The 13,209-nt window shown below is 64.9% G+C and carries 16 protein-coding genes; 7 read left to right on the forward strand and 9 right to left on the reverse strand.

What is annotated here, in order from left to right; all coding sequences use genetic code 11:
• Positions 1-24 precede the first annotated feature (24 nt).
• The 3 genes from ACVWYQ_RS01040 to ACVWYQ_RS01050 are packed head-to-tail and all read left to right on the forward strand — an operon-like array spanning position 25 to position 2,653.
• Complete coding sequence (locus tag ACVWYQ_RS01040; RefSeq protein ID WP_025035596.1) at positions 25-351, forward strand: rhodanese-like domain-containing protein; 327 nt, start codon at positions 25-27, stop codon at positions 349-351.
• A 7-nt stretch (positions 352-358) separates the two neighbouring features.
• The gene (locus ACVWYQ_RS01045) at positions 359-1,540 is read left to right on the forward strand and encodes an aminotransferase (protein WP_271547212.1); all 1,182 of its coding nucleotides are present in this window, start codon (positions 359-361) and stop codon (positions 1,538-1,540) included.
• A gap of 6 nt (positions 1,541-1,546) precedes the next feature.
• Complete coding sequence (locus tag ACVWYQ_RS01050) at positions 1,547-2,653, forward strand: polyamine ABC transporter substrate-binding protein (protein ID WP_404541791.1); 1,107 nt, start codon at positions 1,547-1,549, stop codon at positions 2,651-2,653.
• Between the two features lie 99 nt (positions 2,654-2,752).
• Here the strand turns inward: ACVWYQ_RS01050 and ACVWYQ_RS01055 are convergent, their stop codons facing one another.
• From ACVWYQ_RS01055 to ACVWYQ_RS01080, 6 genes are all read right to left on the reverse strand, one after another.
• Positions 2,753-3,685, reverse strand: a complete 933-nt coding sequence (locus tag ACVWYQ_RS01055) for a lipid A biosynthesis lauroyl acyltransferase (protein ID WP_404541788.1) — start codon at positions 3,683-3,685, stop codon at positions 2,753-2,755.
• Between the two features lie 8 nt (positions 3,686-3,693).
• Positions 3,694-4,971, reverse strand: coding sequence for a beta-ketoacyl-ACP synthase (locus ACVWYQ_RS01060; protein WP_157282307.1), 1,278 nt, complete (start codon positions 4,969-4,971; stop codon positions 3,694-3,696).
• Positions 4,972-4,992: 21 nt separating this feature from the next.
• Positions 4,993-6,198, reverse strand: coding sequence for a beta-ketoacyl-ACP synthase (locus ACVWYQ_RS01065; protein ID WP_271547209.1), 1,206 nt, complete (start codon positions 6,196-6,198; stop codon positions 4,993-4,995).
• A complete protein-coding gene (locus ACVWYQ_RS01070; protein WP_157282305.1) occupies positions 6,195-6,665 on the reverse strand; it encodes a 3-hydroxyacyl-ACP dehydratase FabZ family protein in 471 nt (156 codons plus the stop codon). Before ACVWYQ_RS01070 ends, ACVWYQ_RS01065 begins: the two co-directional genes overlap by 4 nt.
• 10 nt (positions 6,666-6,675) lie before the next feature.
• A complete protein-coding gene (locus ACVWYQ_RS01075; protein WP_007592476.1) occupies positions 6,676-6,963 on the reverse strand; it encodes an acyl carrier protein in 288 nt (95 codons plus the stop codon).
• Positions 6,964-7,195: 232 nt separating this feature from the next.
• Positions 7,196-7,537 carry a hypothetical protein gene (locus ACVWYQ_RS01080; protein WP_157282304.1) on the reverse strand — a complete coding sequence of 114 codons (342 nt, stop codon included), beginning with the start codon at positions 7,535-7,537 and terminating at the stop codon, positions 7,196-7,198.
• A 260-nt stretch (positions 7,538-7,797) separates the two neighbouring features.
• Here ACVWYQ_RS01080 and ACVWYQ_RS01085 point away from each other — a divergent pair, with 260 nt between their 5' ends.
• Positions 7,798-8,427: a ParB-like protein gene (locus tag ACVWYQ_RS01085; protein WP_157282303.1), complete on the forward strand. Its 630-nt coding sequence runs from the start codon at positions 7,798-7,800 to the stop codon at positions 8,425-8,427.
• 11 nt (positions 8,428-8,438) lie between these two features.
• Here ACVWYQ_RS01085 and ACVWYQ_RS01090 read toward each other — a convergent pair whose 3' ends face one another.
• Positions 8,439-8,594, reverse strand: coding sequence for a hypothetical protein (locus ACVWYQ_RS01090; protein WP_198399655.1), 156 nt, complete (start codon positions 8,592-8,594; stop codon positions 8,439-8,441).
• A 264-nt stretch (positions 8,595-8,858) separates the two neighbouring features.
• Between ACVWYQ_RS01090 and ACVWYQ_RS01095 the strand changes: the two genes are divergently transcribed.
• The 3 genes from ACVWYQ_RS01095 (at position 8,859) to ACVWYQ_RS01105 (ending at position 11,954) form a co-directional block, all read left to right on the forward strand.
• On the forward strand, positions 8,859-9,002 hold the full coding sequence (locus ACVWYQ_RS01095; protein WP_192859586.1) for a hypothetical protein: 144 nt from the start codon (positions 8,859-8,861) through the stop codon (positions 9,000-9,002).
• Between the two features lie 235 nt (positions 9,003-9,237).
• Positions 9,238-9,405, forward strand: coding sequence for a hypothetical protein (locus ACVWYQ_RS01100; RefSeq protein WP_271503424.1), 168 nt, complete (start codon positions 9,238-9,240; stop codon positions 9,403-9,405).
• On the forward strand, positions 9,402-11,954 hold the full coding sequence (locus tag ACVWYQ_RS01105) for a cation-translocating P-type ATPase (RefSeq protein WP_404541784.1): 2,553 nt from the start codon (positions 9,402-9,404) through the stop codon (positions 11,952-11,954). Before ACVWYQ_RS01100 ends, ACVWYQ_RS01105 begins: the two co-directional genes overlap by 4 nt.
• Here the strand turns inward: ACVWYQ_RS01105 and ACVWYQ_RS01110 are convergent.
• On the reverse strand, positions 11,951-12,454 hold the full coding sequence (locus ACVWYQ_RS01110) for an MgtC/SapB family protein (RefSeq protein ID WP_271547205.1): 504 nt from the start codon (positions 12,452-12,454) through the stop codon (positions 11,951-11,953). The genes ACVWYQ_RS01105 and ACVWYQ_RS01110 overlap by 4 nt on opposite strands.
• Positions 12,455-12,464: 10 nt before the next feature.
• On the reverse strand, positions 12,465-13,046 hold the full coding sequence (locus tag ACVWYQ_RS01115) for a peroxidase-related enzyme (RefSeq protein ID WP_271547204.1): 582 nt from the start codon (positions 13,044-13,046) through the stop codon (positions 12,465-12,467).
• Between the last annotated feature and the right edge of the window lie 163 nt (positions 13,047-13,209).

Here is a 13,209-nt window from a genome sequence, read left to right on the forward strand (position 1 = left end):
CGGCCCGCGACGTTGGAGGATGATGTGGCAAATCAAGTGCAGGATCTGACCCCGGACGAGGTCGCCAAGGGTGTCGCGGAAGGGCGCTATCTGCTCGTCGACGTCCGTGAGCCGAACGAGGTCGAGGCCGAGGCGTACCCTTACGGCGTCGTGGTTCCGCTCTCGACCTTCGATCCCAAGGCGATCCCCGATCCGGCCGGCAAGGAGGTCGTGTTCGCCTGCCGTTCGGGCAAGCGCTCGGTGACGGCCTCGCTGGCGGCGCAGGCGGCGGGCCTGCCTTACGATAAGCATCTGGCCGGCGGCATGCTGGGTTGGAAGGCGGCCGGGCTTCCCAGCAAGGTCGGTGGCTAACCGCGCAATGACGACCAAGAGCTCTTCGCTGAACAAGGTCTTCGCCGACCTTCCCGTCACCATCTTCGAGGCGATGTCGCAGGCCGCGCGCGACAACAATGCGATCAATCTCGGCCAGGGTTTTCCGGATGATCCCGGCCCCGAGGACATCCGCCGCGCCGCGGCCGAGGCCTCGCTGAACGGCTACAACCAGTACCCCTCGATGATGGGCCTGCCGGAGCTGCGCCAGGCGATCGCGACCCATTACAGCCACTGGCACGGCCTCAAGCTCGATCCGATGAGCGAGGTGATGGTGACCTCCGGCGGGACCGAGGCGCTGACCTCGGCGATCCTCGCGGTGGTCCAGCCCGGCGACGAAGTGGTCTGCTTCCAGCCGGTCTATGATTCCTATCTGCCGATCATCCGCCAGGCCGGCGGCATTCCGCGCCTGGTTCGCCTGGAGCCGCCGCACTGGCGGCTGAATGAGGACATGCTGAAAAGCGTGTTCAATTCAAAAACCAAGGCGGTGCTGTTCAACAACCCCCTGAATCCCAGCGCGGTGGTCTATCCGCGCGAGGACCTCGAGCTCTTGGCGCGCTACTGCCAGGAGTTCGACGTCATCGCGATCTGCGACGAGGTCTGGGAGCACGTCACCTTCGACGAGCACAAGCATGTCCCGCTGATCACCATCCCCGGCATGCGCGAACGCACCATCAAGGTCGGCTCGGCGGGCAAGATCTTCTCGCTGACGGGCTGGAAGATCGGCTTCGTCTGCGCGGCGCCACAGCTGTTGCGCGTCGCCGCCAAGGTGCACCAGTTCCTGACCTTCACCACCGCGCCGAACCTGCAGGCCGCCGTCGCCTATGGCCTCGGCAAGTCCGACGACTACTTCCTGTCGATGCGCAAGGATCTGACGCGAAGCAGGGACCGCCTGACCAAGGGCCTGGAGAGCCTCGGCTTTCCCGTGCTGAAGTCGCAAGGCACCTACTTCCTCACCGTCGACCTGTCGCCGCTCGGGCTCAACGAGAGTGACACCGAGTTCTGCTGGCGGATTGTGAAAGACTACAAGGTCGCCGCGATCCCGGTCTCGGCGTTCTACGAGCAGGACCCCGTGACCTCGGTGGTGCGCTTCTGTTTTGCCAAGAAGGACCAGACGCTCGACACCGCGCTGGAGCGGCTGTCGGACGCGGTGCGTGGACGCAAGAGGTAGATCGAGATGACGAACGTCGGCCGCCCCAGGCTTGGTTTCGCGATCGCTGCGGCACTGACGTTGCTCTCCGCCCCTGTTAGGGCCGAGGAGCGGGTCGTCAACTTCTACAACTGGTCCAACTACATGGCGCCTGAGGTCCTTGAAGCCTTCACCAAGGAGACCGGCATCAAGGTCGTGTACGACACCTTCGACGCCAACGAGACGCTGGAGACGCGCCTGATGGCCGGCAAGTCCGGCTATGACGTCGTGGTGCCCACGGCGTACTTCCTGCAGCGCCAAATCAAGGCCAACATCTTCCAGAAGCTCGACAAGTCGAAGCTCCCGAACCTCGCCAATGCCTGGCCGGTGGTGACGCAGCGCCTCGCCACCTACGACCCCGGCAATGTCTACGCCGCCAACTACATGTGGGGCACGACAGGCATTGGTTACAACATCGCCAAGGTGAAGCAGATCCTCGGCCCCGATGCCAAGATCGACAGCTGGGACATCGTCTTCAAGCCGGAGAATCTGGCGAAGCTCAAAGATTGCGGCGTGCACATGCTCGATTCCGCCGACGACATCTTCCCGGCGGCGCTGAGCTGGCTCGGGCTCGATCCGAACTCGACCAAGCAGGCCGACCTCGAGAAGGCCGCCGATGCCGTCGCCAAGGTCCGCCCGTCCGTGCGCAAGTTTCACTCCTCCGAATATCTGAGCGCGCTGGCGACCGGCGAGATCTGCTTCGTGGTCGGCTGGTCCGGCGACATCATGCAGGCCCGCGCCCGCGCCGCCGAAGCCAAAAGCGGCGTCGAGATCGGCTACACCATCCCGAAGGAGGGCGCGCAGATGTTCTTCGACAATCTCGCGATCCCCGCGGATGCCAAGAACGTTAGGGAAGCCTACGAGCTGATCAACTATCTCTATCGGCCTGATGTGGCCGCCAAGAACTCGGACTTCCTGTCCTATGCCAACGGCAACCTCGCCAGCCAGAAGCTGGTCGACCCGAAGATCCTGAACGACAAGAACATCTATCCGGACGAGGCGACGCTCGCAAAACTGTTCGTCATCACGGCGCGCGAGCCGGCCACGCAGCGGATCATCAACCGGCTGTGGACGAAGGTGAAGACGGGGCGGTAGTAGCGCCTGTCATTGCGAGGAGCGAAGCGACGAAGCAATCCAGACTGCTTCCGTGGAACGATTCTGGATTGCTTCGCTGCGCTCGCAATGACGGAGTATTTACCGCCACCTTCTGTGCAGCCACAGCCACTGCTCGGGATGCTCGCGAACCCAACTTTCAACGACGCTCGTGATCGCCTGCGTCGTGCCCTGGATGTCGATCCCGCCGTCGGCATCGCGCACCGGCTGGATCTCTTCAGTGAGCTCGCCGCGGAAGCGGCCGCCGGGCAGGCGGATGATGCGCACGCCGTGGATCGGGCATTCGACCTGGCGCAAGAGGCGCGCCAGCATCGGATTGGCGCGGGTCTTGCGGCCGAAGAACGTGACCTCGACGCCGGCTGTCAGATATTGGTCGATCAGCATGGCGACGTGCTTGCCGTCCTTCAGCGCCTGTGCGAGCCGCAGCGGTGCGTCGCGGCCGGCCGGGATCAGCGTGCCCATGTTGACCTGGCGCATCTCCTGGATGATGCGATCGGCCGAGGCGATGTTCGGGCGGCGATAGAGAATCGCGGTGTCCAGGCCATGCGCGACCGCCGCGAGCGCCGGCAATTCCCAGTTCGCAAGGTGCGCCGCGAAGATCAGCGCCGGCTTGCCGTCGTCGCGGATCTGGTCGAACAGCTCGATGCTGCGCGGGGAAATCTCCATGCGACTCTTCTCCGGGACATCGCGGGCGTAGTCCCAGACCTGATCGATATGGGCGAACTCGGCGCCGACGCGGCCGAGATTGTCCCAGACGCCCATCAGGATCCGTTCGATCTCCTCCGGTGACTTCTCGGGGAAGGCGGCGGCGAGGTTGGCGCGGCCGATGCGGTGCTCGCGCAGGCGCGGCCCGATCAGCTTGACGGCACGCGCGAAGAAGTCCGAGGTCTTGGCCGGATCGAAATAGCGCGTGGTGCGCAGCATCGCGACGGTCGCGGCGCCGATCAGGCTGCCGCCGAGCGATTTGGCAGCCTCCCGCGCGCGGGCCTTCGTGCTCGCAGGAAGCAGCGCCATGCGTCCGGTCAGGCCGGTTCGCGGGTCAGGATCAGCGAAGCGTTCTGGCCGCCGAAGCCGAACGAGTTCGACATCACCGCGGTCACGCGCGCATCGCGCGCCTTGTTGCCGACGACGTCGAACAGGATCGTGGGATCCGGATTGTCGTAGTTGATCGTCGGCGGAATGCGCTGATGCTCGAGCGTGAGCAGCGAGAAGATCGCCTCGACTGCGCCGGCGGCCGAGATGGTGTGGCCGACCATCGACTTGTTGGAGGTGACCGGAATCTTCTGCGCGAGCTCGCCGAAAACGGCCGACGTCGTGTTGAATTCCATCTTGTCGTTCTCGGGCGTCGCGGTGCCGTGCGCGTTGATGTGGTCGATCTGGTCCGGCGTCATGCCGGCATCGGCCAGCGTCTTGTTCATGCAGCCGATGATCGGCTTGCCGTCGGGCGAGGAGCGGGTGCGGTGGAAGGAATCGGTGAGCTCGCCGCAGCCGGCGATCACGCCGAGAATTTTTGCGCCGCGCGCGGTGGCGGCTTCATAGCTCTCCAGCACCAGCGCGCCGGCGCCTTCGGCCATCACGAAGCCGTCGCGGTTCTTGGAGAAGGGACGGGAGGCCGCCTGCGGCGGGTCGTTCTGGGTCGAAAGCGCCGACAGCAGCGAGAAGCGCACCAGCGCTTCCGGGTTCACGGTGCCGTCGGTCGCGACGCACAGCGCTGCGTCCGTCTCGCCGCGGCGGATCGCCTCGACGCCGAGCTGGATCGAGGTGGCTCCGGACGCGCAGGCCGTCGACAGCGAGATCGGCGAGCCCTTGGTACCGAAGGTCTCGGCAAGATGGGCAGCAACCGAGCCGAACATGAAGCGATGATGATACGCGCTGAACTTGCCGCCGCCGGAGATGCGGAGCAGATCGTCATAGGTGATGTCTTGCTGGCCGACGGCGCGACCGAGCTCGCGACGCTGCGGCCATTCGACCTCGACCGGCGCCACCGCGAGGAAAAGCGGACCCGGGAAATCGGCCTTGGCGCCGATGCCGGCCTGCTCCAGCGCTTCCTGCGTCACCAGCTCGGCCATCCGCTCGGACAGGGCGGTGGAAGAGAACGGATCGGCGCTGACGAAATCGACCGTGCCGGCCATCGTGGTCTTGAGGCCGTCGATCGGAAAACGCGTGATGGTGCGGATGCCGGATTCGCCGGCGACGAGCTTTGCCCAATTGTCGGATTTGCCGGCGCCGAGCGAGGTCATGATGCCCATGCCGGTGACGACGACGACGGGACGCCCGAGTTTGTCGCGTGGTGCAGTCATGTCGATCCCCGCTTGAGCTGATTAAACCGCCTCGACCAGCGCCATGCCTTCGCCGCGCCAGTGTCCGGCTCCCACCACCACGATCTGGGTGGGCGCACCCTGCATTTCAATCTCGGTCCCCGTGGAATCATTCGGCGGGAACAGCGCGCCGCGCGAGATCGACAATGCGGCGAGGGCAATGCCGAGCGGAAATTGCGTTTCCATGGCGTGGCCGAACACCGTGCCGGTCGAGCGCACCGGAAAGTCGGCATGGTTCTTCAGGAAGTCGCGCTCGTCCGAGGTCGCGGGCTCCGCCCCGGTCGCTCCGGTGATGATCGCGCCCTTGCCCTCGCGCCTGGGCAGCTTGGCCCACAGCTTCTCGAGCGTCGCGGCCATGTCGCCGGGCTGCTTGCGTTTGGCGAGGTCGGCGACGACGCTCGACAGCTTTGCGAACGGCTTGGCGCCGCGCGCTTCCGCATGCGCCTTCGATTCCAGCACCAGGAAAGCGCCGGCCGAGCCGAGCGCGAAGCCGGGATTATCCTTGCGGGCCCAGACGGGCGTGAACTTGTCCTTCAGGTTGAAATCGCCGAACTCGTAGAGGACGAGCAGGTCCTTGCGCTCGCCGTTGTACGAGCCGCCGACCAGCGCGATGTCGCTCTCGCCCGAGGCGATGCGCGCGAGCGCGATGCGGGCGGCATCGGCGCCGGCGACCTCTTCGCCCATGAAGGTGCGCGAGGTGCCACCCAGACCGTGCACGATGGCGATGTTGCCGGCGAGCAGGTTAGAGAGCTGGGCCAGGAACAGTGTCGGCCTCAGATCGCTCATCAGCCGTTCGTTGAGGAAACCCGGCGCGTTGGCGCCCTTGGCCTCGGCGGTGAGAATGCCGCTGTCGACGTTGATGTCGCGCTCTCCGCCGCCGGCGGCGACGACCATGTCGATTTTCGACAGGATGTCCTTGTTGCCTTTGATGCCGGCGGAATCGAGCGCAAGGCCAGCGGCATAGGTGCCGATGCGCTGCCAGGCTTCCATCTGGCGCTGGTCGCCCTTCTTCGGGATCTGGCTGTCGAAGGATACGGGCATCAAGGGATGCACGATGTAGGGCGCAAAGCCCTTCTCGTCGACATTGATGCGCTTCTCGGAAAGCGCGGCCCAGTTGGCGTCGAGGCCCTCGCCGAGCGAGGTGGCGAGCCCAATGCCGGTGATCCAGACCTCGGTCTGGCCCGGCTTCAAAGCGGGAGTGTCAGTCATGACGATACGGCCTGTTGCGGAAATCCGACGCGCTTGGCGATGGCGTCCATGTGGGAGCGCATATCCGCATTGGGGAAGGGAATCAGCGTGAAGGTGAGGGCCGAATTCGCGCGCAGCTTGCCGCCGACCCGGATCTTGGCCTCGGTCATGGCATAGCCGGAGCCTTCATGGGTGAGGCTCGCCTCGATGCTCATGAGATCGCCGGGGAAGACCGAGCCGCGGACCTTGGCCTCCTTCACGGCGGCCAGGATCGGCATGCGTTCGAACCTGAACACGCCGAGTTGAAGCCAGCCCGAGGCCTGCGCCATCGATTCGATCAGGAGCACGCCGGGCATCAAGGGATAACCGGGGAAGTGCCCCTCGAAGATGGTGCTTTCCTGCGGGACCTGCGCTTCGACGACGATCGTCTTCTCGTCGACCTTGAGGTCGACGATGCGATCGATCATGTGGAAGTATTCGAGTTGCATGACTGCGCCCTTAGGCGCTCGCGCCCTTGGCCGCAACCAGTTCGTCGATGCGGGCGCACAGGTTCTTCAGCACGAAATATTGCTCGGTGGTCGCCTTGCCGTCGTTGACCTCCTGAGTCCACTTCTCCAGCGGCAGCTTGATGCCGAACTGCTTGTCGATCGCGAAGGCGATATCGAGGAAATCGAGGCTGTCGATCCCGAGGTCATCGATGGCATGGCTATCCGGCGTGATCGTGTCGCGCGGGATGTCGCAGGTTTCAGCGATGATCGTGGCGACCTGATCGAATGTGGAGGACATCACTAAGCCTTTGATATATTGTAGGTATTTGTCAGATTGTCCAGAGTGGCACGGTGGCTGGGCATCGCGCCCTGATGACGCCCTCAAACCCCCCTCTGGCCGGGTCGAAAGCCCGTATATCGGAGCGCCGCCTTGAGTTCAATGGAGCCGGGCAGGCCCCCGGGGACTGCACCGGACGCGGCTGGGGATGCCGGCTGGGTCCGTCCGCCATGAGGTCCGTGCCGGGCCGGTCCTAAATATGCGGTGTCGTGATCTTGACGCAGTCGCGGCGGCCCATCAGCACGCAATCCTGGGTCCGGCGCAGGTCGGCGATGCTGACCGCGAGCCAGATCCCGATCGCCGTCAGCGCGATGGTGAAGGCGAGCGCTGCGATATTGGCAAGCATGCGCTGCCGGTAATTGTCGGGCTCGGCATGCGGCTGCTCGTAGCGCGACAGGTCCAGCCGTTCGGGCGTGAGGCGGAGCGGTTGCACGGAGCCATTGCCGCGCTGGACCCTTGGGGAAGGCGGGGTGCGCGGCCTGAACTGGAGCACCCGGTGCTCCTCATCAGAGCTTATGGGCCGCTGGTTGTTCATGGGGCGGGGATCACTCCGAAGCAGCGATCTAGATAGCATAGGTGAGGCACGCGTTGCAGTAAATCTTCGCAATGCTAGGCTGCATTTTGTGCGTTCGTACTATTTGCAACGAGGGCATAGCGACAGCCATTGAGGACGTCTTTTTACCGGCCGGTATCGACTTGTGATCTGCGCGTCTTCCGAACGGATTTTGCCACCGCGGGACCCGTGGCATAGTCGCGGGAACCCGAACCGTAGTTGCATGCCAGGGGCCTTCGATCATGACCACGACCAACGCGCGCGAGCCGAGAGTGCATCCGGTTCCGATCCTGTCGCTCCGGCCGACGCAGATGACGGTCGGCATGCGCGAGGTCAAGGAGAAGCGGAAGCGCTGGCGCGAGCATGGCAAGAAGAAGCAGGCGGATCTGCTCGGCAAGCACATGATCCCCGTCGTTTACGGTCCCGACGCGCGCTACTACGTGATCGATCATCATCACCTCGGCCGCGCGCTGCACGATGAAGGTGTCAAGGAGGTGCTGGTGACCGTCGTCGGCGATCTCAGGATGGTGGAGCGCGAGGCGTTCTGGGGCGTCATGGACAACAAGCGCTGGGTCTATCCTTACGACGCCAAGGGCGAGCGGCGCTCGTTCCGCGACCTGCCGAAATCGGTTGCCGACCTCAAGGACGATCCATTCCGCAGTCTTGCCGGCGAATTGCGCCGCATGGGCGGCTTCGCCAAGGACACCACACCGTTTTCTGAATTCCTGTGGGCCGACTTCCTGCGCCGGCAGGTCTCGCGCAAGGCGGTGGAGGCCGATTTCGACAATGCGCTCGAGAAGGCGATGGTCGCGGCCAGAAGCAAGAATGCGATCTATCTGCCCGGCTGGTGCGGCCCGGCGGACGACGACTAAGAGTAATCACATCAGTCGCGCTGGAAGATCCTGGCGCCGGGATAGGCGCGGCGGGCGTAAGTGACCACCAGCGCGCGGTCCTGGGTGTCCAGGAACGGCGTTCGGATCCGGCTCGATCCGACGATGAGGTGCCACAGGCCATTGAGCTTCTGGATCACGATCTTCATTTGCGTAGTCCTCGATGACTCCCATTGCAGCGAATGTTGCTCGTCGTCGCAGTGCCTGGGATCGCGCTCGCGGGTATCAAAATTCCCAATACGGCCGGCGCTGCAAAACACGTCTACTCTTGTTAGTTGGGTATGGATTGCGCCCAGATAAGTCGGATCTCATCACAGCCGCTTGAGCGAAATCAATTTCCCCGCCCACGAAACCGTCCTGAAACAGAGCAGTCCCATCTCTATGGAGTAGTCGAGCTCACACAGGAGGCGAACATGCGCCGTCTGGCTTTCGTAGTTGCCTTGCTCGCGGTCGCTTCGGCGGGAATCTCTGCATCCTTTGCCGCAGTCCACCACGCCAAGTCGTTGACGTTCGCGGAACGCTTTGCTCCGGCGCTCGAGTTGATGGCGAAGCGCTAGCCGCATACGGCCTCGCAGCCGTGAGCGATGCGGCGGCTGCGCGCTCCGAGGCGGACATCACGTCGCATCTGGCGAGCGATGATGGATGGGTCGGCTTGACCTGTCGCAAACCTGCCTCGCCCCGACCGGCTAAGCTCTGCCTGCATGGTTGCAGCGACAGCGTTGTGCCCCGATGCGGAGGGCCCGGGCTCCAAGTCAATGCAGATCTTGTCATGCAGACCTTGGAGGCACGGCCATGAGCGTCATCTTTCGCATTCTTTTCGTCCTCGCCGGCGCGATCACGGCGCTATTCGTCGCGCGTGACGCGCTGAACTTCACCATCATCCAGACCTTCGTTGCCGTCCTGCTCGCCACTGCAATCGTCGGAGCCGGCAGCTTCTGGAGCCTGCGGCGGAAATCGTGAGCGAGGTGCAACGCGAAGGTGCGGTCGGCCTGAGCGAGACCGACGCCCGGGCGAGGCTCGCGGCAGACGGCCCCAACGAACTGCCTCGGCCGGAACGACGCAGTCCGCTGCGCATCGTGGTGGAAGTGCTGCGCGAGCCGATGCTCCTGCTGCTGCTCTGCGGCGGGCTGATCTACCTCGTGCTCGGCGATCTCAAGGAGGCGGTGATCCTGCTGGCTTTCGGGGCGATGTCCATCGTGATCACGGTGGTGCAGGAAACCCGGACCGAGCGCGTGCTGGAAGCCTTGCGCGACCTGACCAGCCCGCGGGCGCTGGTGGTGCGTGACGGTGCGCGCCGGCGAATTGCCGGCCGCGAGGTCGTGCAGGGCGATCTTCTCGTCCTCGGTGAAGGCGATCGCGTCCCCGCCGACGCTGCGCTCGTCGAAGCGCGGGACTTGCAGATCGACGAGTCCCTGCTGACCGGCGAGTCGGTGCCCGTCCGCAAGAAGACCGCCGACAAGAGCAAAGTAGCCGCTCACCGGCCCGGCGGCGAGGATCAGCCATTCGTGTATTCCGGTTCGCTCGTCGTGCGCGGCGAGGGGCTGGCGCTGGTCGAGGCCACCGGGCCGCGCAGCGAGATCGGGAAGATCGGGCTGTCGCTTCGCGGCCTGCAGGCCGAGCCGCCGCGGCTTCAGCAACAGACCGCAAGGCTGGTGCGGCTTTGCTTTCTCGGCGGCGCCATCATCAGCCTGGCCGCGATTGTGCTCTACGGCGTCTCGCGCGGCGACTGGCTGCAGGCGCTGCTGGCAGGCGTCGCCATCGGCATGTCGATGCTTCCAGAAGAATTCAGCGTCGTGCTCACGGTGTTCATGGCAATGGGTGCGTGGCGGATTTCCCAGGCCCGCGTCCTGACGCGGCGAGCCGCGGCCATCGAGGTTCTCGGCTCAGCAACAGTCCTGTGTACCGACAAGACCGGAACGCTGACGCAGAACCAGATGTCGGTCGCCGAACTGCGCCTGCTGGACGGCGCGCGCCTGCGTGCGGAGGCGTCCGGATCGGATCAGGTCGGGCCCGAGTTCGCAGAGCTGGCGCGCTGCGGGGCGCTGGCAAGCTCTCCGGAGCCGTTCGATCCGATGGAGAAGGCGCTGCATGCGTTCGCGCGTGGTGTGCTGCGGGACGGCGACGCGACGGATAGCGGGCGGACGCTGGTGCGCACCTATGGTCTGCGCCCCGAGCTGCTCGCCATGACCCAGGCTTGGCGGACATCCGCGGCAGCGGAGCTCATTGCATGCGCCAAGGGCGCGCCGGAGGCGATTGCGCGCCTGTGCAGGCTGAACGAAGCCGATCGCGAGGCCGTGCAAGCTGCCGTCGGGGCCATGGCGAAGGACGGGCTTCGGGTGCTGGGGATGGCGGTTGCCGTTTGCGATGAGGCTTCCCTGCCGGCATCCCAGGAGGCTTTCGTATTTCGCTTCGTTGGGCTGGTCGGGCTTGCCGATCCGTTGCGGCCTCATGTTCCGGAGGCGGTTCGCGAGTGCCGTTCGGCCGGCATCCGCGTCGTCATGATCACGGGCGACTATCCGGCAACCGCCATGGCGATCGCCGCGCAAGCCGGGCTCGACGTCGATGAGGTCGCGACCGGGGAGCAGGTCAAGCTCGCTGACGACCGCGAGATCGAGGCACTCGTCAGGAAGGTGAACGTCTTCGCGCGGGTTCTGCCGGAGCAGAAGCTGCGGATCGTCCAGGCGCTGAAGCGCAGCGGCGAGATCGTTGCGATGACGGGCGACGGCGTCAACGACGCGCCGTCGCTGAAGGCCGCCCATATCGGAATCGCGATGGGTGGCCGCGGCACCGACGTCGCTCGCGAGGCATCCTCGATCGTCCTGCTCGACGACGACTTCAGCTCCATCGTCGCATCCATCCGCCTCGGTCGCCGGATCTACGACAATCTGCGCAAGGCCATGGCCTTCATCTTTGCCGTCCACGTGCCGATCGCGGGTCTTGCGCTGCTTCCCCTGGTGTTCGGGCTGCCGCTGGTGCTCGGCCCGGTGCACATTGCCTTTCTCGAGCTGATCATCGATCCGGTCTGCTCGCTGGTGTTCGAGGCCGAGCGGGAGGAGCGCGACGTCATGAAGCGTCCGCCGCGGCATGCCGATGCGGAGCTGTTCTCGTGGCCCCTGATCGCCTGGAGCGTTCTGCAGGGCGCGATGGCCTTCGCCTTGATCGCCGTGATCTTCGTCGCAGCGCTTCGTTCCGGCCTGCCGCCCGATGAGGCTCGCACCCTCGCATTCATTGCGCTCGTCGCCTGCGTCCTCGCGCTGGTGCTGGTCAATCGATCCTTCAGCGCATCGTTCCTGTCTGCCTTCTTCCGTCCGAACGCGGCCTTGCTCTGGATATTCCTCTTGATTGCGCTAGTTCTCGCCACAGCCTTGTTCTGGCCGCCGGCGTCCGGCCTGTTTCGCTTCGGTCCGCTGCATGTTGACGATTTGATGATCACGCTCGGCGCCGGACTATTGGTGCTCACGGAGCTCGAACTGCTGAAGCCGATTTGGGCGCGGCGGTTGCGATTTTAATCGCTCTCCCGCTGACCCGAGCTCGGCGAGGTCTCCGTCCGCTGCGGATCTTCCTTGCCGCCAAGCATGCGATGCAGCCGGCGCTCGAGGCGACGGCCAATCGTGAGCAGGACGAAGGCCAGCGCCAGGGCGACGACGACGACTCTCCACTGTCCGGCGCCGCAGACGATGCCGAGGCAGGCGGCAAGGAAAGTGCAGGCGGCGCTGGTGAGGCCTCGAACGCGAAACCCGGTGCTTTGGTGCACGATGACGCCGGCGCCGAGAAAGCCGATGCCGGTGAGGATGCCCTGGATGACACGGCTGGCGGCGTCGACGACCCTGGCCGGTTCGGCGAGCTGCAATGCGAGCAGAACCACGCTCGCGGTGGAGAGCCCGACGATGCCGAGCGTCTTCAGCCCGATCGGCTTGCCGTGCAGGTCGCGGTTGAGGCCGATCGCGCCGCCGGCAAGCGTGGCCGTGCCGAGGCGCAGCAGGATTTCGGGCCAATCGAGCTCGGTCATGGCGCCTCGATTACGTCTTCGGCAGGCGGCCCATCAGATAGAACTCCTCGTTCGGCCGCATGCCCGTGAAATTCGCCAGCCGGTTCGACAGAGCGAAGAAGGCGGAGATCGCGGCGATGTCCCAGATGTCGTCGTCGCTGAAGCCGTGGGGGCTAAGCGCGGCGAAATCGTCCTCGGAAACCCGCTGCGCGTCGGCTGAAACCTTCATGGCGAAATCGAGCATCGCCTTCTGCCGCGGCGTGATATCGGCCTTGCGGTAGTTGATCGCGACCTGGTCGGCAATCAGCGGGTTCTTGGCGCGGATGCGCAGGATCGCGCCATGGGCGATCACGCAGTACTGGCATTGGTTGGCCGCCGACGTCGCCACCACGATCATCTCGCGCTCGGCCTTGGTGAGGCCGCCGTCCTTCTCCATCAGCGCGTCGTGATAGGCGAAGAAGGCGCGGAACTCGTCAGGGCGGTAGGCCAGCGTCAGGAACACGTTCGGCACGAAGCCGCTCTTCTCCTGCACGGCAAGGAGGCGCGTGCGGATGTCGTCGGGCAGGGTTTCGAGGGCGGGGGCGGGAAAGCGTTGCGCGGCGGTCTTTGTCATGGGCATGGATTCCGGCTTTTAGGCGGGAACCATAGTCGATGCGGAAGGCGGGCTCAATCTGCCGGTCCGAAGTGGCCGCGACGAAGGTGTCAGGTGGGAACGACGTTCCATCCTCCGTCATTGCGAGCGCAGCGAAGCAATCCAGAATCCCCCGGCGGAAAGA

The sequence above is a fragment of the Bradyrhizobium sp. USDA 3397 genome (genome assembly GCF_054060965.1).